The organism is Alkaliphilus flagellatus (assembly GCF_018919215.1).
In the GTDB taxonomy this organism is placed as follows: domain Bacteria; phylum Bacillota; class Clostridia; order Peptostreptococcales; family Natronincolaceae; genus Alkaliphilus_B; species Alkaliphilus_B flagellatus.
Genome location: NZ_JAHLQK010000006.1, coordinates 26,223 through 48,218, shown reverse-complemented (window position 1 = coordinate 48,218; position 21,996 = coordinate 26,223). Strand labels below are relative to the sequence as shown.

30 protein-coding genes are annotated in these 21,996 nt (G+C 29.0%); 6 read left to right on the top strand and 24 right to left on the bottom strand.

Annotated features, from left to right (window positions below):
* Window positions 1-121 precede the first annotated feature (121 nt).
* The gene (locus KQI88_RS14815) at window positions 122-1,024 is read right to left on the bottom strand and encodes an SPOR domain-containing protein (protein WP_216418630.1); all 903 of its coding nucleotides are present in this window, start codon (window positions 1,022-1,024) and stop codon (window positions 122-124) included.
* A gap of 162 nt (window positions 1,025-1,186) precedes the next feature.
* Between KQI88_RS14815 and KQI88_RS18365 the strand changes: the two genes are divergently transcribed.
* Entirely contained in the window at window positions 1,187-1,756 is a 570-nt protein-coding gene (locus KQI88_RS18365) for a lytic transglycosylase domain-containing protein (RefSeq protein ID WP_281417588.1), read from the top strand.
* A gap of 87 nt (window positions 1,757-1,843) precedes the next feature.
* Here KQI88_RS18365 and KQI88_RS14805 read toward each other — a convergent pair whose 3' ends face one another.
* Window positions 1,844-2,965 (bottom strand): C40 family peptidase, encoded by a 1,122-nt coding sequence (locus KQI88_RS14805; RefSeq protein ID WP_216418628.1) that lies wholly within the window; start codon window positions 2,963-2,965, stop codon window positions 1,844-1,846.
* Between the two features lie 937 nt (window positions 2,966-3,902).
* Here KQI88_RS14805 and KQI88_RS14800 point away from each other — a divergent pair.
* Window positions 3,903-4,091, top strand: coding sequence for a hypothetical protein (locus KQI88_RS14800; RefSeq protein WP_216418626.1), 189 nt, complete (start codon window positions 3,903-3,905; stop codon window positions 4,089-4,091).
* Between the two features lie 357 nt (window positions 4,092-4,448).
* Window positions 4,449-4,655 (top strand): PF20097 family protein, encoded by a 207-nt coding sequence (locus KQI88_RS14790; RefSeq protein ID WP_216418622.1) that lies wholly within the window; start codon window positions 4,449-4,451, stop codon window positions 4,653-4,655.
* 610 nt (window positions 4,656-5,265) lie between these two features.
* Here KQI88_RS14790 and KQI88_RS18185 read toward each other — a convergent pair.
* From KQI88_RS18185 to KQI88_RS14775, 4 genes are all read right to left on the bottom strand, one after another.
* Window positions 5,266-5,571 carry a hypothetical protein gene (locus KQI88_RS18185; protein WP_246579329.1) on the bottom strand — a complete coding sequence of 102 codons (306 nt, stop codon included), beginning with the start codon at window positions 5,569-5,571 and terminating at the stop codon, window positions 5,266-5,268.
* Between the two features lie 12 nt (window positions 5,572-5,583).
* The gene (locus KQI88_RS18180) at window positions 5,584-5,760 is read right to left on the bottom strand and encodes a hypothetical protein (protein WP_246579328.1); all 177 of its coding nucleotides are present in this window, start codon (window positions 5,758-5,760) and stop codon (window positions 5,584-5,586) included.
* 181 nt (window positions 5,761-5,941) lie between these two features.
* Window positions 5,942-6,151 (bottom strand): helix-turn-helix transcriptional regulator, encoded by a 210-nt coding sequence (locus tag KQI88_RS14780; RefSeq protein ID WP_408629728.1) that lies wholly within the window; start codon window positions 6,149-6,151, stop codon window positions 5,942-5,944.
* Window positions 6,132-6,446, bottom strand: a complete 315-nt coding sequence (locus KQI88_RS14775; RefSeq protein WP_216418619.1) for a hypothetical protein — start codon at window positions 6,444-6,446, stop codon at window positions 6,132-6,134. Before KQI88_RS14775 ends, KQI88_RS14780 begins: the two co-directional genes overlap by 20 nt.
* Before the next feature lie 270 nt (window positions 6,447-6,716).
* Between KQI88_RS14775 and KQI88_RS14770 the strand changes: the two genes are divergently transcribed.
* Entirely contained in the window at window positions 6,717-7,151 is a 435-nt protein-coding gene (locus KQI88_RS14770) for a PH domain-containing protein (RefSeq protein ID WP_216418618.1), read from the top strand.
* Window positions 7,152-7,337: 186 nt separating this feature from the next.
* Here KQI88_RS14770 and KQI88_RS14765 read toward each other — a convergent pair whose 3' ends face one another.
* The 13 genes from KQI88_RS14765 to nadE form a co-directional block, all read right to left on the bottom strand.
* A complete protein-coding gene (locus KQI88_RS14765) occupies window positions 7,338-7,997 on the bottom strand; it encodes a DUF6518 family protein (RefSeq protein WP_216418616.1) in 660 nt (219 codons plus the stop codon).
* 333 nt (window positions 7,998-8,330) lie between these two features.
* The gene (locus tag KQI88_RS14760) at window positions 8,331-9,251 is read right to left on the bottom strand and encodes an effector binding domain-containing protein (RefSeq protein ID WP_216418614.1); all 921 of its coding nucleotides are present in this window, start codon (window positions 9,249-9,251) and stop codon (window positions 8,331-8,333) included.
* A gap of 192 nt (window positions 9,252-9,443) precedes the next feature.
* Complete coding sequence (locus tag KQI88_RS14755) at window positions 9,444-9,770, bottom strand: DUF4181 domain-containing protein (RefSeq protein WP_216418612.1); 327 nt, start codon at window positions 9,768-9,770, stop codon at window positions 9,444-9,446.
* 229 nt (window positions 9,771-9,999) lie between these two features.
* On the bottom strand, window positions 10,000-10,332 hold the full coding sequence (locus tag KQI88_RS14750; RefSeq protein WP_216418610.1) for an inorganic diphosphatase: 333 nt from the start codon (window positions 10,330-10,332) through the stop codon (window positions 10,000-10,002).
* A gap of 94 nt (window positions 10,333-10,426) precedes the next feature.
* The gene (locus KQI88_RS14745; RefSeq protein ID WP_246579327.1) at window positions 10,427-10,819 is read right to left on the bottom strand and encodes a hypothetical protein; all 393 of its coding nucleotides are present in this window, start codon (window positions 10,817-10,819) and stop codon (window positions 10,427-10,429) included.
* A gap of 169 nt (window positions 10,820-10,988) precedes the next feature.
* Window positions 10,989-11,570 (bottom strand): hypothetical protein, encoded by a 582-nt coding sequence (locus tag KQI88_RS14740; protein ID WP_216418609.1) that lies wholly within the window; start codon window positions 11,568-11,570, stop codon window positions 10,989-10,991.
* Between the two features lie 133 nt (window positions 11,571-11,703).
* A complete protein-coding gene (locus KQI88_RS14735) occupies window positions 11,704-12,228 on the bottom strand; it encodes a GNAT family N-acetyltransferase (protein ID WP_216418607.1) in 525 nt (174 codons plus the stop codon).
* 125 nt (window positions 12,229-12,353) lie between these two features.
* Window positions 12,354-12,770: a class I SAM-dependent methyltransferase gene (locus KQI88_RS14730; RefSeq protein WP_330656255.1), complete on the bottom strand. Its 417-nt coding sequence runs from the start codon at window positions 12,768-12,770 to the stop codon at window positions 12,354-12,356.
* Between the two features lie 298 nt (window positions 12,771-13,068).
* Window positions 13,069-13,491 (bottom strand): GNAT family N-acetyltransferase, encoded by a 423-nt coding sequence (locus KQI88_RS14725; RefSeq protein WP_216418605.1) that lies wholly within the window; start codon window positions 13,489-13,491, stop codon window positions 13,069-13,071.
* A gap of 68 nt (window positions 13,492-13,559) precedes the next feature.
* Window positions 13,560-14,123 carry a hypothetical protein gene (locus KQI88_RS14720; RefSeq protein ID WP_216418603.1) on the bottom strand — a complete coding sequence of 188 codons (564 nt, stop codon included), beginning with the start codon at window positions 14,121-14,123 and terminating at the stop codon, window positions 13,560-13,562.
* A 331-nt stretch (window positions 14,124-14,454) separates the two neighbouring features.
* A complete protein-coding gene (locus KQI88_RS14715; protein WP_216418602.1) occupies window positions 14,455-14,907 on the bottom strand; it encodes a hypothetical protein in 453 nt (150 codons plus the stop codon).
* Window positions 14,908-15,422: 515 nt separating this feature from the next.
* Window positions 15,423-16,142, bottom strand: coding sequence for a YebC/PmpR family DNA-binding transcriptional regulator (locus KQI88_RS14710; protein ID WP_216418600.1), 720 nt, complete (start codon window positions 16,140-16,142; stop codon window positions 15,423-15,425).
* A gap of 98 nt (window positions 16,143-16,240) precedes the next feature.
* A complete protein-coding gene (gene nadE, locus KQI88_RS14705; RefSeq protein WP_216418598.1) occupies window positions 16,241-16,996 on the bottom strand; it encodes an NAD(+) synthase in 756 nt (251 codons plus the stop codon).
* 199 nt (window positions 16,997-17,195) lie between these two features.
* Between nadE and KQI88_RS14700 the strand changes: the two genes are divergently transcribed.
* Both KQI88_RS14700 and KQI88_RS14695 read left to right on the top strand, forming a co-directional pair.
* A complete protein-coding gene (locus KQI88_RS14700; protein WP_216419155.1) occupies window positions 17,196-17,606 on the top strand; it encodes a sulfite exporter TauE/SafE family protein in 411 nt (136 codons plus the stop codon).
* On the top strand, window positions 17,603-17,962 hold the full coding sequence (locus KQI88_RS14695; RefSeq protein ID WP_216418597.1) for a sulfite exporter TauE/SafE family protein: 360 nt from the start codon (window positions 17,603-17,605) through the stop codon (window positions 17,960-17,962). Before KQI88_RS14700 ends, KQI88_RS14695 begins: the two co-directional genes overlap by 4 nt.
* A gap of 11 nt (window positions 17,963-17,973) precedes the next feature.
* Here KQI88_RS14695 and KQI88_RS14690 read toward each other — a convergent pair whose 3' ends face one another.
* The 5 genes from KQI88_RS14690 to hflX form a co-directional block, all read right to left on the bottom strand.
* On the bottom strand, window positions 17,974-18,375 hold the full coding sequence (locus tag KQI88_RS14690; protein ID WP_216418594.1) for a CoA-binding protein: 402 nt from the start codon (window positions 18,373-18,375) through the stop codon (window positions 17,974-17,976).
* Between the two features lie 101 nt (window positions 18,376-18,476).
* On the bottom strand, window positions 18,477-19,127 hold the full coding sequence (locus tag KQI88_RS14685; protein ID WP_216418593.1) for a YigZ family protein: 651 nt from the start codon (window positions 19,125-19,127) through the stop codon (window positions 18,477-18,479).
* A gap of 245 nt (window positions 19,128-19,372) precedes the next feature.
* The gene (locus KQI88_RS14680; protein ID WP_216418591.1) at window positions 19,373-19,822 is read right to left on the bottom strand and encodes an NUDIX hydrolase; all 450 of its coding nucleotides are present in this window, start codon (window positions 19,820-19,822) and stop codon (window positions 19,373-19,375) included.
* Between the two features lie 121 nt (window positions 19,823-19,943).
* Entirely contained in the window at window positions 19,944-20,630 is a 687-nt protein-coding gene (locus tag KQI88_RS14675; protein WP_216418588.1) for a HEAT repeat domain-containing protein, read from the bottom strand.
* Between the two features lie 18 nt (window positions 20,631-20,648).
* Window positions 20,649-21,938: a GTPase HflX gene (hflX, locus tag KQI88_RS14670; protein ID WP_330656246.1), complete on the bottom strand. Its 1,290-nt coding sequence runs from the start codon at window positions 21,936-21,938 to the stop codon at window positions 20,649-20,651.
* Window positions 21,939-21,996: the final 58 nt, after the last annotated feature.

Sequence of the window (21,996 nt, the reverse complement as noted above, 5' to 3'; positions counted from 1 at the left end):
CATTTCTACTCCATCTTTTACATATTCTTTTACTTAAACTTCTTTTTTATTGTATAAATCGACATTTTTAAACCTTTTCAAACTTAAGAAAAGGTTTAGAAATATAACATACTTATTTTAATCATTTCTTAATTACTTCTATTGTTCTAAATAAACTATCTAAAAAATGATTTTGCAACTGATATGTGTCCCTTCCCTCTTCTATTACTTTTAAGGACTCCAAAATATTTTTCTCTTGATATTCAATCATTTTCTTTATATCTTCTACATTAGCAAATTCCTTAGGTAGTTTAACATTGTTAATTTTTTCAGACATTTGTGCTAAAAGTTTTTGATGATTAATTAATATTTTCTTATACTCTTCCAATGTACCTTCTGCATTAATAAATTTATATAGAGTCTCTGAAGATTGATTTAATATTTCTATTAACGAATTCATATTATCTATAACTTCCTTTGTCCCATTATTTTCTGTACTTGAGTAATGGATTTGCTTTTGTGGAATATATATTTGTCCTATATAAGCATCAGCGTATACTTCTCTCACATTGTCTAATTTTTTTTCTATATCTTCTCTTTTAGTAGAACCAAATGTATATACTTTATATATGTTATCTAATTTGTATATGATATGCGGAAAACTATAACTATTTAATTGTTCAATTAACGATTCTATGTTCTTATTATCAGATATGCTGGCTATTTGTATCATATATGCAGATAAAGAATTCTGATTTGTTATCTCTGTATTTATTTCTTCTTTACCCGAAACTTCGGTTACATCCTTTACGTTATTTACTTCTTTTTCTATACTACCATCTTCTACGTCGCCACTCCCTTCCAAAGTAATACCACTCGGCGGTTTTAGTATATTGTCAGTATTAATTGTAGGAATAACCAGCCATTCAGTAATCCTCGATCCAATTGCTACAGCTGTTATAGGTAAAATAACTAAAAAGAATATAGCTACCCCTATATTAATTCTCCTTTGCCTTCTTCGTATACCAATCCTAGATTTTCTCACAATAATCCCTCCCATATTATTAATATTTAATGAATAGATTGTCCTTCTTTTACCTATTTTAGATCTAAGTACTCTACATAAATGGTACTTTGGTCTATTGAATACTTGTCTTAATATATATATAATAAAATTATTAAATTATTCCTTGGAGGAAGATAGATTATGTTAAAAGGTATGGTTAATCAAATTTTTTACGAGAAAGTAATGAGTATTCAAAATAAGATTCCAGTGAAACTAAATGTACCTGAAATAAACACACCTTCATTTAATGAAGTGTTAAATACAGAAATGAATATGACAGAAAAGATAGGTAACCTGAATGACTACAGTAATTTAAATGACTCAAATAGTTTTGATCATATAATCAGTGAAGCATCTACTAAATTTAACATTCCTCAAGCCCTTATTAAATCTGTTATTTCAGTAGAATCTAGCTTTAATCCTAATAGTATATCATCGGCTGGTGCTAAAGGTTTAATGCAGCTTATGCCATTAACAGCAGAACATCTCGGTGTTAAAAATGTATGGGATCCTAAACAAAATATAGAAGGCGGAACAAAATATCTAAGAGAACTAGTAGACCGATATGACGGAAATATAAAGCTAGCTTTAGCAGCATATAATGCTGGTCCTGGAAATGTAGAAAAGTATAATGGAATACCTCCATTTAAGGAAACAGAAAATTATGTAAATAAAGTATTAAATAATATTTCTAAGTTTACTGTTATATAGTTATATTATTTAGAATAAAATTTTTTTATCATCCAGTTAAACAAAAATGAACTCCTATATAAATTTTATACAGGAGTTCATTTTTATTTATAGTCTAACGGCTTTCATAAATCGACTGCTATAATAACGATCGGATAATGAGTCTTTAACAATTTGACGTTTTGATGTAGATGCATGAATAATTTGCCCATTACCTATATATATCCCTACATGAGTTATGTTGTCACCTATTTTTCCAGAAGTATCTAAGAATACAAGATCACCCTTCTGTAAATCTGCTCTGCTAACTGTTGTTCCTATTGTTGCTTGACCGCTAGCGGTTCTTGGAAGTTGAGTAATTCCCTTTGCATTTAGATATTCACTATAATATGTTTTTAGTATGTATGATGAGAAACCAGAACAATCAAAACTATCTGGTCCACCTGCACCATAAACATATTTTTTACCTAAATATTTTTCTGTAATAGACTCTATATTATCAAATACTTCTCTAGATGACCCAGATCTATTTACATTTGTTTTTTCAGTAAGTAAAACTGTAACATATTTACTTTCTATCCAGCCTTCTTTAGCACTCGATGTAATTACATTGTACCAATTATCACTATAGCCTTTAATATAAACTACTTCTTCCTTTTTTAGCGATATAACATCAGCTGAAATATTATTGGCCTGCTCTTTTAATACAACAGCATTAGTATTTATTTTTCCACTGGGAAGGTTATAGGTTAATTTAATATAGTCTGAATGTACCCATCCCTTCATATTATTATCTAGAACAACTTCATACCATCCATTCGATGTATTAATAATAGTAACAATATTTCCGTTATAAATCTTATTAATTATACTATTATTAGTAGATGGTCCTATTCTTACATTAAGCACACTAGCTGTTACTTCTCCTTTTTTTAGGCTACTCGCAGTATAAGACTTATCATTAATGGTAGCTTCTTCAGAAGAAATCCACCCCTCACTTTTTCCATCAGATAACTCTACACGATACCAGTTGTCCAATACTTCCTTTACAGTAATTTGTGTTCCTATATTTAACTTGTCCAGCTCTTTGCTGTCAAAAACCTTCTCTTGTCTAACAATTGCTTCAGGTGCAATTATTGTAGCTTTATAGTCCAAACCAGATACAACTGTAGTTGATAATAATGCGGATGCTAATGCCATACACATAATATATTTATTTTTGTTTTTCAAAATGTCAACCATCTCCCCCATAAGTAAGTCATCTTCTTTAGTTCTTCTTTAGTAATATAAACTATTCGATATATATTAAAATTGTCCTGCTTTTTTATTATTTTTCTTACAAATTTATTACAAAAATATTTTTCATTATTTATAGAACAAAACACCTTTTTATGTAAAATATTTTATTTACAAAAAAGGTGCGTAAATTATTTAATAATTATTCATTTGTTTCACAATTGTAGTGCGCTTCTTGAACATCATCATTGTCTTCAAGCATATCTATTAACTTATTCATTTTAATGTTGAAATTATATTAATTTTTAGAGGAAGTCCAATGTCTTTCCTTAATTCTGCTTATAAAGATATTGTAAAGTAAGTAATGTTCTTTAAAAATTAAATAATACTTTATTACAAAATAGCAATTTATTATAACAATATAGAAAATATGGTATAATTTTCTTGTTGAATAAATTAGGTTAAGATACAAAATATGCAACAAGTGATATATTTATTAAATTAAATAAGCAGATTAAGATGTAATAAGGGTGCCATTGGTCAACACATAATTTAGATAAACATAATAAAATTATGTAAAGATAAGAACAAAATGTATTTAGTATAGAATGTGTAGCATAGTTGATGTAAAATCCGCAATAAAGGAGAGAATTTATGATGGATTATAGTATCAACATCAATTCAATATACCTTATAGTATTTATAATTCTTTTGTTATTTTTCGTATGGAGAAAAGCAAAAATATTTTAAACTATATATCTATGCTAATAGCAATACAAACCATTATAACAATTTCTATTAAAGGATATGATTGGATAACTATAATTTTTGCTTTACTATTTGTAGTTCAAGGTCTCCTAGTAACTATTCTTTACAGGAGAGAGCCAGATGAGTGTGACATACATAGTTAAATTAGAGGAGAGTGATTATTATGAAAACGGGTATTTTTGAATTTAACTTCACTTTAATTTTTCAACTTTTAAATACTGTACTATGGATTGGAATTATTTACTTCATTTTTAATTTGTTTATTAAATTACCTAAGGGACTTAAAAGAAATGAAGAAAAAATTGAAAGAATAGAGAGTATACTAGCAGAAATAAATAGAAAGCTAGATTAAATTATTGGCGCATTATCTATTCTATATGTAACAAGTAGAAGAAATTATCATTTTAGTAGATTTATGCAGAAGTATCCTATTTCTTATTCGATTCTTGTATTTATAGGAATATATTTTATTTATGGTGTTATAAGAAAGCCTAATTTTTTCTGGGAAAGCAAAGGTACTATTCGTATTAGAAATGTATTTGGGGATAATCGTGCTAGATCTTTTTATATACTAATAGGTTCTTTTTTGATTATGCTTGGCATTATATTAATGGACTTATAAAAGATATAACTACATATTATATTTTTCTACGTAACAGATGGAAAATATGAAATTGCAGTCATTTATATTATCAAAGGAGGTAATAAAATGGAGTGCCCATACTGCAGAGATGAGATGGATAAAGGAGTTATACAGAGTGCAAGAGAAATATTTTGGTCTATTAATGAAAAGAAAGTATTCTTTATAGCTGATGTATCAAACGGTGATGTTTCGATAGCTCCATTTGGTTGGAATGGTTCAAAAGCAGAAGCCTATCTTTGTAACAACTGTAAAAAGGTGATAATTGATTTTTAAATATAACATAAAATATTATTAGTTTTATCTAGACTGCAATAGAATTAAGACGCATCTTTTATATTAGACGCAATAACTATAAAATCGAATAATTATTTTAAATACCGTATTATTCAGAAATGAATTTTACGGTATTTTTTATGTCACAATACAAGTAATAACCATATCTATTATTACATCTTAGAAAGATTATGTAAACTAAATTCGGTAGAATCGCATATTGGACATCGCTCTTATTCTAACAAAGTACTCTACCCTCTAAATTACACTATATTATTTTATTACTGCAAATTATATAAAATTTGCGTCTTAAATGCAAATGCAGATTGCATCCAATCTCTTTACTTACAGCATCAAACCTTACTATATTTCAGAAATTTTCTTAGATATAAAACTAAATAAATACCCTATAGCTATACACACCAATGCAAATATTATAATTTAAAACGCATTGAACCCTTGTAAAAGAATAAATCCTAAAAAACCACCTATCACTATTGCAAGTATTCCTAATATGGTTTAGAAAATTATTTTATTTTTTTCTTTATTAGTCATATATTTTCATTCCGTCTAATATATGATCTTTGCTTCACATCTTAAATATTTTGACTTAATCATACCCTCCATTTGCTTTAGGTAATTTCTTAAATTCTTCCTTACTAACTATTATTTCTTGAATTTTTTTAAACAATTCCCTTAATTGAATAGAGTCTTTTGATTGAGATATATTTCCATCTTCCCAAAATATACTTTTCTCCCTACCATCTACAATTATTTTGATATGGTATGTGTAAAATGGTGTTTGCATTGCATTATTCTTTGGCTTAAAATTTTCAGGATAATCTAAAATATTAATCTTCTTCATTTCTTCATCAGATAATTTTAAGTTCGTAATAATTGATGACTCTGTAACCATGTCTTTAGTATACTATCCTTTAATAGTATCTAATTGATTTTTAGCCCCTACCCCGTAATGAAAGACAAAATTAAAATCCTTTGGTTTTGATGAAGATAATTGATTTTTTGTACCTGTTAAATTACAACCTACAAGTAATGTAGCAATTAGAAACATACATAAATACACAACTTTGTTAAATAACTTCACAATAAACGCCCCTTCGTATCTTTATAATTTAATGCGAAATAATTTTATTAAAGTCACAATATTCTACTTATTACTATTAATTATATTCCAGTAATACTTAGTCTTATTGTTTTTAGTATCTTGCACAAGCGACTCCTATTTGCTAAGTGGCGAAAGCAAATAGATGTTTAACATCTACCTATTATCGTGTTTTTCCTCCATTGAACAACTCATCAACAGTTGTACCTAAACTTCTCGCTAAATCAAATGCAAGCGATAACGAAGGGTCGTATTTATTATTTTCTATCGCATTAATTGTCTGTCTCGAAACATTGCATAGTTTAGCAATTTCATCTTGAGTCAACTTCTTTATTTTTCTTAGTTCTTGAATTCTATTTTGCACTCCAATCACCATATTTCTTTTTGTTAAGTATTAAAGAAATGAGGAATACGACAGATATTACCGCTAAAATAATAAACGGATTAATACCCTCTACTTTACCCCCACTTACAAATGTCACATATAAAGATTCGCCAATCTTTATTATTAAGAAACCCACCATAATTAGGAACGTTTGAGACATTGACTTTGATTTGATAAAACTGTTCCTTTCATCTCCTTGTTTAGATAAAGATAGTATCAGTAATCCAATTGTTATTAACAGACATAGAATAATGCCTGAAAATATTATGAGAAACCAATCCATAAAAACACCTCCTTATAATGTAAAACATCTTTTACAATTACAGTATACAATCGCATTCATTTTTTGTCAAACATCTTTTACATTTTATTTTTTAAAGAGAATTTTTATCTTTACTAAAAACAACAATATTTAGGAAAACAGCCTTTATTTCTAGTGTAAATATTTACTTTCTAAACAAGTTTCGATATTTTTTCAATTCTACCTATATAATGTAGCTAGTACTAATGTACCAATTGCAAAGGAAGAATTAAAATAGCATTAAAAGGTTTAATGAATAAAGATGTAATGAATGGATTATTGGGTAATTTAAATGAGGTGTCAATCGATCAGTTAGCCAAAGAGTTTGGAGAATATTTAATGGAAAATGAATCAATAACAATTGGCTATAAGCTCGTTAGGGATGTTTTTATTTTTACAGATAAGCATCTTCTATTTTTTGATAAACAAGGAGCTACCGGTACTAAAATGAGAGTTAAATCTATAAATCTTGAAAGTGTTATATCTGTAACAGCAGAAACAGCTGGATTTGGAATGGATGATAGTGAGATATCTATTACTTACATAACTACTCTAAATTTAAGAGCAAACAATATTTCTACAGAAAGCATAAAATTAGAATTTCCTAAAAAATATTCTATCCAACCATTATACAAAACACTTCAACAACTAGCATATGATAACTTTGTTAGTATAAATAAGTTATAAGTTTAGTCTGTGTAAAATACCTGAAATCCTTAGGGACTTTTTGTTTTTGGCTCTGTTAAACTTAATTGTTGATTTTATACAACTAAATAAGGTAGTCTAATTAGACTACCTTATTTAGTTATCTTTAGTTATCGCAATTTGTAAAGAATGCGTCTTGAATACAAATGTAGATTACTTCCATTTTGTTTATAATCCACCAAAAATATAGGGCAAATAATTTTTAATTAATGGAGCAGCAATTAATGCTCCTATCAAAGAGAGAATCAATTGGTTTTTATCTCTATATAATAAAACTATTACTAATAATAAGCAAATCAATCCATCATAATAAGAAATATCTATATAATACATACCAAAGGAAAATGCTTGTGTGAAGAAAAAACCAATTATTACTGATGATAATACGATTGCTAACCATCCATGACCTTTTGAATACCAAGCAAAAAAAGCAAGGACAGGTGTAAATAAAGTTATAACACCCCATGCTATCATATATGTCTTTGGAAAAAAGCCCGACATAGATATGGTAATCGTGTAATATCCTATAAGCATCCCAATGAAAAATCCGAACACATTTACACTTGCTCTTAATGGTCGTTTGCTTAAGACTGCAATAATTACTGCAAATAGTACCCAAACAGATAGTCTCGAAAAAACATTGCTCAAGTCTAAATCCCCAAGCAATCTATGCCATCCAATAGCATCATTTAAAGACATATTATCAAGGAGTTTTGAAAATACTCCAAGTACACTTCCTGTTAATATAATTAAAATAGTATTTGTTATATCAGATTTTAAATTTTTCTCTAATGAACCTTGTCGACATTTAACTAAAATTTCTTTCAAAATATTACCTCCTGTTATGCAGATAATCCTTATTTCACCTTATCCTACTAATCAGATTTATTCAATAAGAAAATTATATCAAATTCATAATTCTTTAATACCATATTATTCAATTTTCAAAAAACATCATCCTGACTTTAAACTTTAATAGTTATATCGTATTGTCTTCATTAGTTGCAGATACTACTTGTTATGTAACATAAAAATACCGTAAAATCCATTTCTGAATAATACGGTATCTTAATAAACTATTCGGTTTTATAGTTATTACGTCTAATAAGAAAATTGCGTAATAAGTTTACTGTAGATCATGCTTATACTGTGATATTACCCTTACCTAAGCTTTATCGGTTCCAAGAGGTCTAATTGTTGAGCGCTCTCATCACTAGATATGAATGTTTCAAAGTCAGAGCATTCTTCAAGCCACTGAAAGCTGAAGTCTACATCATACTTATCATTGTTTTTTACCCAGCTGTATAATTGTTGCCAGCGCTCGCCTATCTCTCCCATCTTTGTTGTTATTGATGCGTACAATCCACCCTCAAATTGCTTTTTTTCTAAAGGCTTAGGAACATTAAAATCCTCAGGTATTGATACCCAAATTTCATATCCATAAACAGGATTGTTTTCAGACGGGCTTGGATTATTAAACCCAAAATGTCGGAATCCACTTTTCTTATGCAATGAATTTTCTAAAATAAACTTGTTCATCACATTGGAGCAGTCCTTTTCCGGCGTTTCACTCTCGGCACGGTACGATGCGATTGTCATTCCAGGAAGCCTTACGATTCTTACATCACTTAACTGATTTACTGACATATTATTTTTCCTTTCAGAGAGCACAATTTGAAGTGCTTTTTCAATCTCAGAATCGATGGTTTTAGACTGTTTTTCAAGGTACAAAAAAACCTGATTCAAATTCTTACCTGCCTTTATCTGCCTAATAAGTTTCTCAAGTACTGTACTCAGCGAAGTTATAACGATGGCTTCTTGCTTTAATTTTTCAAGATGACTAGTCAATGCATCTATAGCTATATCATAGCCATCTGAAATAAAGACCCGTTCAATATCTGCTATTGGCATTCTGAGTTTTCTTAACAAGATAATTTGTTTAATACGGACTGCATTCTCATCGTCATAGAATCTATAACCATTTTCAGTTCTTATACTGCTTATTATTCCTTCTTCTTCCCAGTAACGCAGGGTTCGATTTGAAATATCAAATTTTTTTGCAATTTCACCTATCCTAAGCATTTTGCACCTCTCCTCTCTGAAATCAATATTAGAGTATTCCGCGACGTTAAGGTCAAGAGGTTTTTAAATATTTTTTTACAATATATAATTAATCTTTCTTCGCAATTTAATACTGTTGTGTCTAAAAAAGATACTACACAATAACTAATTCTTTATATCTTAACTTAGTAGAGTTATACAATATAAATTTATCTATAAAAATGGTTTTAATATTATTAAAAACAATATACATACACTACCATTTAAGATATTTAGTATATATGTTTTTGACTCTTTTTCAAACTTCCATTCCATAAAAGCGCTAAAACCAAGTAGTACAGTTAACCCTACAAGAGAATAATACGCATCAACAAAAAACATTAATAATATTCCTATAATAAGTAATACTTCTAACCATTTATGGATTTCATTAACATGTTTGTATCGCCATTCTTTCTTTTTAATATTGAACTTGTTAATAATGATCTTTTCTATCACTGTCCAAAATATTAAAAAAGCAAATAAATAAATATATCTCATCTAATCCCCCTACAATAATTCATATTTTTCATCTAACGCAACTTAACTAACAAGAAGATTATACCATATTTTCTATATTGTTATATCAAATTTCTATTTTACTTCAGGCATTTACCTTGGATTACGACATAAAAATACTGTAATATTCAATTTTGGAATTTTGAATAATATGGTATTTTAAATAATTATTCGGTTTTGTAGTTATTACGTCTAATAAGAATATTATGTATCAATCCATTATAATCTCTGAATCAAAAAATCTTTCCTGGAACTCTACCAACGCTTCAATTTGTTCCTTGCTGTACTTAGATGTATATTTTGATACTACCAGTTTATCTTCAACATCATTATACCTACGTATTAACGCTATCACAATACCCTCATACTCCCTCAATGGTTGAAACTCTCCTATAATATAAACATCTACCTCTTTTCCATCCCCAGCTATAGTGTTGGGAATATATCCGTAATTTAAAGGATAAAAAATTTCGTGTTCTGGATGCATTGTGCCTAATGGTCTATCAACAATAACCTTAACTTTTCTATTCAGATAATGATGCACTATACTTACCTCCTTTACTTCACTTCACAATATATAACTGTTGCACCTTATAAAGAAGGCAAAGCACAATCTTATAATCTACAAGAAATAATATTTAAATTCCGTAATGAATCATCCATTTATTTTCTTTAATTGCAGTAGATATTTTCTCAATTAACATTTCTAGCTCTTTTGATTTATGCTTTACATTCTCCTCAACAATTATATCTAAAAAATATTTAAGGAATTTTGGTGGTATTAAAGTTATTCCGTAATAAGCAAGGTCTTTAAAGGGTCTATTTGTATTATGTGCAAATGTTTCAAGTTTTTTTATTTTATTTTTAAATCGTGCGTGGTATATTTCGCCTAGAAAATCATCGTCCACAGAAACACAATTGTATTTTTCAGGTTCATACTTATCCTCGTCATATTCTTCCAAACAATCTATTATTCCAAATTCATGTCTGCAGGGCATTAATATTCCTCTAATATTATAAATTTTATTCATAACATTCTACTGTTACGTGTAAAAAAGATTAGGCCAAACAAATATAAAATTTCGATTTACATATCACTAAAAATTTATATTCATTTATTTCTTTATTTTTTTAACTAATTATTCTATATCTTCTTCATAGAAATAACACCAAGTACCTTCTTGAAACTTATTTATTTCTTCACCTTGAATGAAAAAAATTTAACCTTTCACCATTTATATATGAAACTGTAAACATAAAATATCTTTCATCCATAACATTTTGTTCAAATGAAATAACATAAAATTTTTCATCTCTATTTTTTCCATCATAAATAACAGCATTATATGACCCATTCGTAGTTCTAACAGTTATTTGGCTAATATTTTCATCTGAAAAAACACCAAATAATGTTGGATTTACATTCTGGCTTTCATTCAATAGCTGTGCAGAGAAAATAAAATCTCTATGCTGATGAAGGTCTCGGTTAACATGTCCTCCGCCACCCATCCATTTGTAGCTTATAAATGACTTTTTTACCTTATTAACGAGATACATATTGTTTATCCCATTATTTACTTTACCTACTGAATATACCATAATTCCATTTTTTGTTTCTTTAATTGAAATAAGTTCATGATCTTCAACCGTACCATACATTTTTCGTATAGGGTTCAAATATTCACTATTTTTATTAATATTAAAAAATATAAAAGTTAATATAATAACTAGCATACCTATTAATCCTAAAATATAAGCTTTTCTGAATTTTTTATTTCTCATTCTCCCTCTCCTTGTGAATATTTTTTATTACGCTATTTTCATCTATTACGTATTACAAAGATGATGCGACTTAAGATGCAATTAAAGTCCTTCACAATACTAATCATTCTATATATAGGTCGTCCTCTTAATCTTAATCTAAAGTTATCCAATATCTTTGTGTAATTCCATTTCCCTCTGGTATTTCATTTTCTAATTTGGCACCATTATTTATTATAGTCTTTGCCGATGTAACATTATCTTTATCACAGGTAATTAAAACCTTTTTAATATTTAATTTTACGCATTCTGTTAAGCCCAATGCTAACATTTCAGTTGCATATCCTTGCTTCCTTTCTGATTTTCTAATACTATAACCTATATGTCCACCAAAATTTAATAAATAATCATTTAGACGATGTCTAATATCAATCATACCAATCAAACGACCATCATTAGTAGAAATAGCCATATATGTAGTTGATGGAACTAACCCGTCCCTTACAGTCTCTTCTTTTAAATTATCACAAATTACACTATACCAATCTTTAAAAGTTTTAGCAGTTCTCAAACCTGCAGTGCCATCCATACTATCCTCATTTTCAATAAACTCTCTTTTATACTCCATAAGTTCCTCTTTATACTCTGGTGTCGGTAAAACTAATTTTAATCTGTTCATTTTATTCCTACAATTATATAAATAATTTTTAATTCGTAATCCATATCTGTTGTGTCTAAAAGGAAGAATGTATTTTAACTATATAATTAATTTACAGATAATAATTCTTACTATTTACTTCTAACTTAAATACGTTCCCAACATTGATAAAAATGGAGATTACTACTTCTTTCACTCACTAGTCTAAAACCAGCCTTAAAAATGAGTTTCTTAAAATAGTCCGCATTTTGAAATGCATCTTCTTTGACTATACCATAAGTGGTACTCAATTTAATTCCGTTTGCATCTATTTCTAAGTCTGTTATAAATGGATTAGCTGTCTTAATTTCAGGTTCCCAAAGATATAAATAACCATTATTCTTAAGTACACGTTTGACTTCAGACAAAACCACTGGATAATCAGACTTTGACATAAACATAAAACTATAAAAAGCGGTCACATTATCAAAGCAATTATCTGTAAATAACATATGACGAGCATCCATAACAATTTTTATTGGACCATTAGGAGCTTCTTCAAGCTCTTCAAGTCGATTATCTATGGAAATAACTTGTCTGGATAAACTCTGGAGATAACTCCTTCTCCTCCACCACCAATATCGAGAATGTTACCTTCTATATCTTTTATTAGTTTAATATTCATCTATAAATCCTCCTTAGGGCTATATGTATAATATATACTCCAAATTAACCTACTGTTGCGTCTAAAAAAGATGATACGACTTAACATTTATTTTATTACTTAATAATTTATAAAAAATGCGGATTACTATTTCATAGTCTAAGCATATTAGTTTGTATGATACTAAATCAGATAACATCATATTTATTTTATATGTTTTATGTTTCATTTAATGTCTTTTCCATAAAGTACTTTTCATTTATTAAAGGATAATCCTTTTGAATATATACTATTTTATACCCGTATTTTAAATAAAATGGCTTCGCTTGAAAATTCATAGTAGTTAAAAATGCCTTTATACACTTATTTTTCATTCCTATTTTTTCTGCTTCAAATAATAGTTTCTTACCTAATCCTTTTCCACGTTGGTCATCTTTGACCCATAAAAAATCAATTTCTAACCATTGTCCAACAATAGTACACACAATTCCGCCTATTAGTTCATTATATTCATCTATTTCTGAAATAATAAAGTTAGGTTCATCTTTTATTTCAAAAAAATGAGAATTATAATCTTGTAACTTTCTACAAATTTTCAATATATCATCTTCTGATGGAGATAAATTCAAGATATGTTCCATCAACTTTCCCCCTCTTTCTTAATGAATAATATATAGCTGTTACGTCTAAAAAAGATAATGCGTCCTTGTTAATTTGATTCTATCTCTCTAATTAAATCTTTAAAATACAATCCGATTTGAAGAATCTGTTCATCGCTTAATTCAATCACTTCATTGTTATATTCAGCAAACTCTAACCTCCCTAATTCAGTATAATCTGGAGCAGGCTCAAATTTCTTTTCAATAATTTCATTTGTAACAAGGTTTATTTGGAAATACACATAAGGACCGTCAAGAGCTCCTGTGACAGACCCAGTAGATTTAATCATAGATAAAGTTAAAATTTTCCTATCCGCGCTTATTGAAACTACACCCTCATTTGATATACCAAATTCCTCAAAAACTTTTAATCCAGCTATATACATTGACCTATCCTGATAATTATATAATAAAATATCTGCAACTTCCCCATCAATAATCTCATAAAAACTTTTATTTAAAGTATTCTCTTGAAAAGTGGTTCCTAAGTCTTCAATCATTTCAAAGGCTTCTTCTGACTCATTAATGGACTCATTTTTTTCTTCACATCGTACTAATACAAACCAACTTATTATAATTATAATACTTGTAAAAAAACAAACTTTTCTTTTCATATTTTAATTTCACTTTCCTTACTTCGCATAATATATCTGTTGCGCCTAAAAAAGATATTACGACTTATTCTTCTCGTACAACCCACCTATAATGCTTGATAGTAGTATTACAATTATAAAAGTAATGAATCTAAATATTCCTGTATTTTTCTCAAGTAAGTTTAATATGATTGTTACTACATGATAAGCTATAAATCCCATTATAAATGGTATAAGTGATTTAATCCTCTTAATATTAAATATAATACACCTCTAGGTTTACTGATTATTCATTATGAGCAGGTTATAAGATAATTAAGACCTAAATTAAAGGTTATACTCACTTCTTATATTAGAATCCAGCCTCATAATAGTACCAATAATCTGTTATTTTCTCAATATAATAATAATTATCACCATTAGGCTCTCTCCATTTCCAACCATGTCCATCTGGTTCCAATTTTACGCGTGTAGCTTGAAATCCTAACGGTTCATTATTAGTAACATAGTAAAAACCATAATAGATTGAACTTGGTACAAGTCCGAATCTATAACAATAAAAATCAATAAATACCTCGTTATTACTTAAATAATAAGGTGTTATTTCCTCTATTCCATCAATTTTATAAGCTTTATCATAGTCATTATTTTTAATACTCTCGCTTAAAATATCTAAATTATTATTAACTATTGCTTTAATTTTGCTCTTCTTTGAATTTGTAGAGCTATGAAATTGTATTATGGCAATTATACAAATAAAAACTATTAAAGCTATCTTATACTTTTTTCTCTTCTTAGTCATCATATCTAAGCCCCCATGTAATAAATCTTGACTCTTCCATGCTAACTTAATTCACATTTTTCATCTAATGCAACTTAACTAACAAGAAAATTATACCATATTTTCTATATTATTATAGCAGATTTCAATTTTACTTTAGACGTTTATATTGTAATCCATAACTAATTAAAATTGAAAAATAATAATTGAAAGCCTTAGGGACTTTTTGTTTTTGGCTCTGTTAAACTTAATTGTTGATTTTATACAACTAAATAAGGTAGTCTAATTAGACTACCTTATTTATCAAAATATCTGACACTCAAATATAAATCCTTTTAAATAATCTTCTAATAACATAAAAAACACCCTCCTACATAAATATTTAATAATAAACATTCACATAAGAAGGTGTTCAACTTGTACATCCACAACTCAACCGAGTAATCAACAGTATATATCATTACTCAATCAAAATTTGCATGTACATCATCATTCAATAGTCTACCTAAACGCCAATTAATATTGAGATTTCAATAGTTTTATGCTTGCTCCCAATTGTAGTGCACTTCTTGAACATCATCATTATCTTCAAGCATATCTATTAACTTATTCATTTTCTTTATGTCTTCTTCACTTTGTAATTCTGCTAAGGTCTGTGGCAGATAGGCAATTTTAGCTTCTATAAATGTGTAATTTTCTTTCTCAAGACCTTCCTTTACACTGTTAAAGTCTTCAATCCTTGTAATAATTTCATAGGCATCTTCTTCTGATGCAAAGTCTTCTGCACCAGCTTCTAGTGCTGTCATCATCAGTGTTTCTTCATCTATATTATCATCTTTTTCAATAATTATTTGACCTTTTCTATCAAACATAAATGAAACACAACCCGGTGATCCTAAATTTCCACCATTTTTGTCAAAAGCATGTCTTACTTCTCCTGCAGTTCTATTTCTATTATCAGTAAGTACTTCAACTATAACAGCTACACCACCTGGTCCATATCCTTCGTAAATAAACTCTTCATATTGATCTGAACCTAGCTCTCCAGTACCCTTTTTTATAGCTCTATCAATATTATCATTAGGCATATTTTGAAGCTTTGCCTTATCAATAGCATTTTTCAAAGCTGCATTATACTCTATATCTCCTCCACCTTCACGAGCAGCTACAGTAATTAATCGTGCTAGTTTAGTATATATCTTTGCCTTTTTAGCATCTTGCTTTGATTTTCTATCGATAATGTTACCGATTCTTCCCATAATTCCATCTCCTTAATTAAGCTCTGTTGAAGCAATACTGCTTCATTTAATATATGATTTCTAAAAAAATTTTAGCATAACTTTAGGGAGGATGCAATTTATTTATCTAATTTAGGGGATGGTGGGGTTGTTCTTTTATGGTCAGAATTTTTATGTAATCTTTCAATAATTGCTAAGTCTTTTTCTGGTATAGATTTACCATCTAAAAAAGAATCGATATATTCATAGGTTGTACCCATTTCCTGCTCATCAGTTTGTCCTTCCCATAATCCAGCTGATGGTTGCTTTTCAATAACTTCTTTAGGCACACCTAGTACCTTAGCCCATTCATAGACTTCATACTTTTTCAATGAAGCTATAGGCAGAAGATCTACACCACCATCCCCATACTTAGTAAAATATCCTGTATATAACTCTGCTGCATTGTCTGTACCTACTACTAAGTAATTCAAATTATTAGCAATTGCATAAAGGGTACTCATCCTTAGCCTTGCCCTTAAATTAGCATCCGTTGCCCTTTTGGTACTGTTGTTAAATTTACCTTTATCATTTAATTGTTCTGTTACCTTAGCCATAATTCCATTATGTTCTTCTTCTAAATCAACTTCAAAATAATCAATATTACAAGCCTTCACACTTAAAATTCCATCTTCTATATCTTTTTTATCACTCTTAATAGGCAGTATTATTCCTAAAGAATTGTTAGGGAAAGCTTTTTTGATTAAGCAAGCAACAACAGCTGAATCTATTCCTCCAGAAATTCCAACAGCAAGTCCTTTGGCCCCAGCATTGTTTACCTGTTCTCTTAACCATAATATAACTTCATCGATTTTTTTATGTATTTGTTGATCCATAAAGAGTCTCCTTTCATTACCAGCTTGTTTGTATTATTATATCATAAGTTATATGCTTTTTATCCACTGTATACATAAAAAAACACCTATAGCTATATAGATGATTCAACCTCTATTTATACTTTTATATTTTATATCAAAGTCTGTTACTATACAGAATATCTTGGTTCTATTTGGTTAAACTAAGACTCAGTTACTAATTTTTGTTACCCTTACAATTTTACTTATACATAGGAGAAATAATATGGAGAAATTTATATATTGGCTTAAAATTGCTTTAATTGGTTTTTTTTCGGGTATTATAAATGGCTTATTTGGGGCTGGGGGCGGCACAGTTGCGGTTTTAGCCCTTACACTTATCTTTGGGATAAGTCAACACAAAGCTCAAGCTACTGCAATATCTATAATTCTTCCTCTTTCATTAATTAGTGGTTTTATTTATTATAAAAATGGCTTTACAACAATAGATATAACTTTTAAAGTAGCCTTGGGAGGAATTATTGGGAGTTATATAGGCTCCAATGCATTAAACAAAATTCCTGCAAACTATCTTAGAAAAATTTTTGGCTTTTTTATAATAGTTGCTGCTATAAGGATGGTGTTTTTATGATATTTTTTTTGTTAGGATTAATAACTGGCGCAATTGGTGGTATGGGGATTGGCGGAGGAACCATTTTAATTCCTAGTATAATACTTTTAACAAACTTAAAACAACAAACGGTTCAAAGCATAAATTTAATTTCGTTTATACCTGTAGCAATTGTTGCATTAGTTGTTCACTATCGTAATAAAAATATATTGTTAAAACTTAGTTATCCTCTTATTTTTTTTGGAATATTTGGTACTTTCATAGGATCAAAACTAGCACTAACTCTTTCATCCACGTTATTAAGAAAATGGTTCGGAGTTTTTTTATTAATTATGGGAATTTATGAAGTTTTTTATAAAGGTAAAAAAAAGGAATAAAGCCACTGTTTTTAGTGGCCATTTCCTAAAGCAACCAATACACAATCATAATATACAATTTGTAGGCCATCTTCCTCTGCCATGTCTATAATATCTTCGTCAAAGGTACCAGGTTGAAACCATACATACTCAATTCCAAGCTCTTTTATTTCTGTAAGTGTAGACTTAGTTACTTTAGGGTTTACAACCATATCTATACATTCAGGTTTTTCTGGCAAGTCTTTCAAACTACTATATAGTCTATCTCCATCTAAGCTTTCATATTTTGGATTCACACCATATACTGTATATCCATGATCTTTTAATTTTTTATAGATTTTATAGCCAAACTTTTCTGAATCTGGAGTAGCTCCTACAACTGCCCATACCTTTTTACTTAGCATTTCTTTTTTTACTTGTTCTATTTTATCCATATATAATCCTCCCTCATATATCTATTCAAAGTATATACCCATATATTTTATACATATATATTAAAAATATTTATTTAACTAATCAAAATTATCAACTTAGTCTATGGCATAGCAACTTTACCATCAATCTCGGTTAGATACTCTTCTCCAGCGAAGTCTAAGGTAGCTCTACCATTGGTCCATTCAATAATTTGTTTTTCAAAGTAATCCAAAGAATCGACCTTTATATATAAATAAAAATGAACCGCATCATCATATTGTGTTTCCTTAATCAAATATCCGTTCTGCAAAATTTCATTTTGAATTTTTCCCAACATAGTATAATCTATCTTTACATGAACAAGTTCATATAATCTTTTAGTTACTATTTTGGCAGCTTCTAGTCCAATTTTAGCTCCTTTAGTATAGGCTCTTACTAAGCCGCCAGTACCAAGCTTAATTCCGCCAAAATATCTTGTTACAACTACTGCAACATTTCTTAAATCCTCTTTCTTAATTACTTCTAATATTGGAATTCCTGCGGTACCTGATGGTTCTCTGTCGTCACTATATCGCTGTATTTCATTATTTTCACCAACTACATAAGCTGGAACATTGTGTGTTGCATTCCAATGTTTAGTCCTTATGTTTTCTATAAAAGCAATGGCTTCTTCTTCACTTTTAATAGGAGTTGCATATCCTATAAATTTAGATTTTTCAATAGTTATTTCACCTTCACCATATGCCGATAATGTTTTATACTCTTTTAACATATACTACCAATCCTTTTTTATTATGATATATATATTATATCATATACCTAACAAATAGTTGAAAATTTCATCTGATGTTACCGTATTAACCTGTGACTCACTTGAAATATTATCAGTCTTCTACTTATTTAAAAACAATCAGCTATTAAAAAACGCATACTCTTTTACGCAATATTTAGATAATATAAAGAAGCAGTATGAACTGCTTCTTTATTATTATTTATGTTATTTTATATTATGCAAATCTACACTGCTGCCTCCGCTGCTTGTGCTGATTCTTTCCTCATCATGTCTTTATATTTTTTATAAGATAGATTAACTAAGGATTTATCCTGACTATAGGTAATCATTTCTAGTGCCTTATCGATAGTATAAAATCCTCCGTCTTTAAAGCCTAATTCTTTATTTATTTCATATGTCTTTGTTTTTGCATGCATAATGTACCATGTTATCTGGTTACATACTGGTTCTTTTCTCGTAACAGAATAAAATTCGTAACTAGTACCTCCCGCTGTTGAAAGAATTTCAGCATCAATGCCAGCCTCAATTTTGACTCGGCACAAAGCTACATCTCTCGAGAGATCCTTGTTACGAATTATACCTTTTGGTAAAACCCATTCATTTTTTTCATTCTTGAAGATAAATACCTGATTCGCATAAAACACAACACCGCCTGCGCAGTTTCTAAAAATCATTGGACGAATCCTCCTTCCTTTTATCTTACTATTATCATATACCAAATAATAGAATTTTACAACTACTTTTCAGAATTTTTTAGCTTTTTTGTTTTTTCTTTTTTATTATGTAAAAGGAGGCTTATAAGCCTCCTTTTAATCTGTCCTCAATTATATCAATAGTTTCTTTATAACTTCTACGTACATATGGTAATTCATTGGGATTATTTAATAAACTCTTCAACCTTCGTAAAGTTTTCTCATTCCCAATTACTTTTAACGCCTTTGATGCATATTGTCGTACTTGCGGCTTTGCATCTTGCAAACATCTGTGTAGCAAATCTATACTATCTGTAGAACTGATTTTACCAAGGGCAGAGCACACCATTCGCCGTACTCCTCCATGCTTATGGATAATTTCATTATGGATAACAGGTAATAATCTATTATCTTTCAATTCTCCAGCAATCCATAATGCAATCATCTTGTCTTCTGCATTTTCTATTAATGGAATTTTTTTCATTAAATACTTTACTAACTCTATCTCCTCATCTTCATCTAATAAATCTATAGCTTTGACTCGTTCTTCCTTTGTACTCGCTAATAAATTAATAAAAAAATCATCGTCTATACTATATTTTTTTAAATTATGAAGAGACTTGTATTGAATAATGTGATTTTCAACTGTTTCTTTATTAAGATTTCTAATTCTTGATATTAAATTGATTGATTTTCCTTCATCGTATAATAAATAGGTAATAATAAAGTCTTCTTTCTCCTCTATTTTATCCCATGATAATACGGAATAATCTATTTGCTTTTGTTTCATGCCTATCCCCCAAATTAATTACTTATCTAAATTGAAACTTTCATATTTATGGTAATACATTTTTTCAACCCTTGCTTTTACTTCAATTCCTTCCTCAACATATTCCGACCCAAGTACCACGCCGTCATTATGTAAGCTCGAAATAAGGTTACCTTTATCATAAGGAATTAACAAATGAACATCAATAATATCTGGTCCAATTTGATTCCTAATATGCTCTATTAGCGTGTCTAAATTTTTATTTGCCTTTGCAGAAATACATAGTGCATTTTCTTCTTTAGGAAGAAGTGTTCCATCTAGAATTTTATCTACCTTATTGTATACATTAATAATATTTTTATTTTCAACACCTAGTTCCCTTAATACATCTAATGTAGTTTGTTTCTGTAAATTATATTCTTCATTTGAAGCATCTATAACATGTATAAGTAAATCCGCATACTTTACTTCTTCTAATGTAGCCTTAAACGCGTTTACTAAAGCATGTGGCAATTTACTTACAAATCCAACAGTATCTGTTAATATAAAGTCTAATTTATTAGGAAAAGACAATCTACGTAAAGATACATCTAAGGTCGCAAACAGCATGTCTTCTGCATATACTTCTCTAGCCTCATCGTATTGATCGCTCATTTTTAAAAGGGAATTCATTAATGTAGACTTTCCAGCATTTGTATAACCTACTAAAGCCACAATAGGAAGTTCTGATTTACTCCTCTTACCTCTTTGTACTTCTCTATTCTTTTTAACTTCTTTCAGCTCTTGTTCTATATCATCAATCCTCTTTAATATGTGCCTACGATCGGTCTCTAACTTCTTTTCCCCAGGTCCTCTAGTACCTATTCCAGCACCTTGCTGTGAAAGTTGTCTGCCTAAGCCTATGAGCCTTGGCATTCTATATTTTAACTGAGCTAGTTCTACTTGCAATTTTCCTTCCTTTGTACGTGCCCTTTGAGCGAAAATATCTAAGATAAGTGCAGTACGATCAATAACATCAACACCAAGGGTTTCTTCTAAGTTTCTTATTTGAGAACCTGACAATTCATCATTAAATATGACCATATCTGCTTCAAGAGTTTCACATAATTGTTTAATTTCATCTACTTTTCCTTTACCAATAAAGTAAGTAACATCAACTGCTGGCCTATTTTGTATTGCAATAGATAAGACCTCGGCTCCTGCAGCCTTAGTCAACTCACTTAATTCATTCATAGAAATCTCTATGTCAATACTTTCTTTTTTTCCTGTATTATTTAATCCTACCAATATTGCTTTAGATTTTTTTTCATATATATTTTCTATTTCCACAGAATATTTCACTCCTTTGTATAAGTTAGAACATGCTATCTAAACTTAATATTAAAAT

Bases quoted from the DNA above. Each gene is read 5' to 3' on its own strand.
- KQI88_RS14760 (WP_216418614.1), bottom strand. From the start codon at position 9,251: ATGCTTAGGATAGGTGAAATTGCAAAAAAATTTGATATTTCAAATCGA.
- KQI88_RS14735 (WP_216418607.1), bottom strand. From the start codon at position 12,228: ATGAACAGATTAAAATTAGTTTTACCGACACCAGAGTATAAAGAGGAA.
- nadE (WP_216418598.1), bottom strand. From the start codon at position 16,996: ATGGATCAACAAATACATAAAAAAATCGATGAAGTTATATTATGGTTA.
- KQI88_RS14685 (WP_216418593.1), bottom strand. From the start codon at position 19,127: ATGTTAAAAGAGTATAAAACATTATCGGCATATGGTGAAGGTGAAATA.
- KQI88_RS14770 (WP_216418618.1), top strand. From the start codon at position 6,717: ATGAATAAAGATGTAATGAATGGATTATTGGGTAATTTAAATGAGGTG.
- KQI88_RS18185 (WP_246579329.1), bottom strand. From the start codon at position 5,571: ATGGTTACAGAGTCATCAATTATTACGAACTTAAAATTATCTGATGAA.
- KQI88_RS14800 (WP_216418626.1), top strand. From the start codon at position 3,903: ATGAAAACGGGTATTTTTGAATTTAACTTCACTTTAATTTTTCAACTT.
- KQI88_RS14715 (WP_216418602.1), bottom strand. From the start codon at position 14,907: ATGATGACTAAGAAGAGAAAAAAGTATAAGATAGCTTTAATAGTTTTT.
- KQI88_RS14690 (WP_216418594.1), bottom strand. From the start codon at position 18,375: ATGGATAAAATAGAACAAGTAAAAAAAGAAATGCTAAGTAAAAAGGTA.
- KQI88_RS14725 (WP_216418605.1), bottom strand. From the start codon at position 13,491: ATGGAACATATCTTGAATTTATCTCCATCAGAAGATGATATATTGAAA.
- KQI88_RS14790 (WP_216418622.1), top strand. From the start codon at position 4,449: ATGGAGTGCCCATACTGCAGAGATGAGATGGATAAAGGAGTTATACAG.
- KQI88_RS14740 (WP_216418609.1), bottom strand. From the start codon at position 11,570: ATGAGAAATAAAAAATTCAGAAAAGCTTATATTTTAGGATTAATAGGT.
- KQI88_RS14695 (WP_216418597.1), top strand. From the start codon at position 17,603: ATGATATTTTTTTTGTTAGGATTAATAACTGGCGCAATTGGTGGTATG.
- KQI88_RS18365 (WP_281417588.1), top strand. From the start codon at position 1,187: ATGTTAAAAGGTATGGTTAATCAAATTTTTTACGAGAAAGTAATGAGT.
- KQI88_RS14675 (WP_216418588.1), bottom strand. From the start codon at position 20,630: ATGAAACAAAAGCAAATAGATTATTCCGTATTATCATGGGATAAAATA.
- KQI88_RS14720 (WP_216418603.1), bottom strand. From the start codon at position 14,123: ATGAAAAGAAAAGTTTGTTTTTTTACAAGTATTATAATTATAATAAGT.
- KQI88_RS14745 (WP_246579327.1), bottom strand. From the start codon at position 10,819: ATGAATAAAATTTATAATATTAGAGGAATATTAATGCCCTGCAGACAT.
- KQI88_RS14755 (WP_216418612.1), bottom strand. From the start codon at position 9,770: ATGAGATATATTTATTTATTTGCTTTTTTAATATTTTGGACAGTGATA.
- KQI88_RS14680 (WP_216418591.1), bottom strand. From the start codon at position 19,822: ATGATTTTTAGAAACTGCGCAGGCGGTGTTGTGTTTTATGCGAATCAG.
- KQI88_RS14710 (WP_216418600.1), bottom strand. From the start codon at position 16,142: ATGGGAAGAATCGGTAACATTATCGATAGAAAATCAAAGCAAGATGCT.
- KQI88_RS14775 (WP_216418619.1), bottom strand. From the start codon at position 6,446: ATGGATTGGTTTCTCATAATATTTTCAGGCATTATTCTATGTCTGTTA.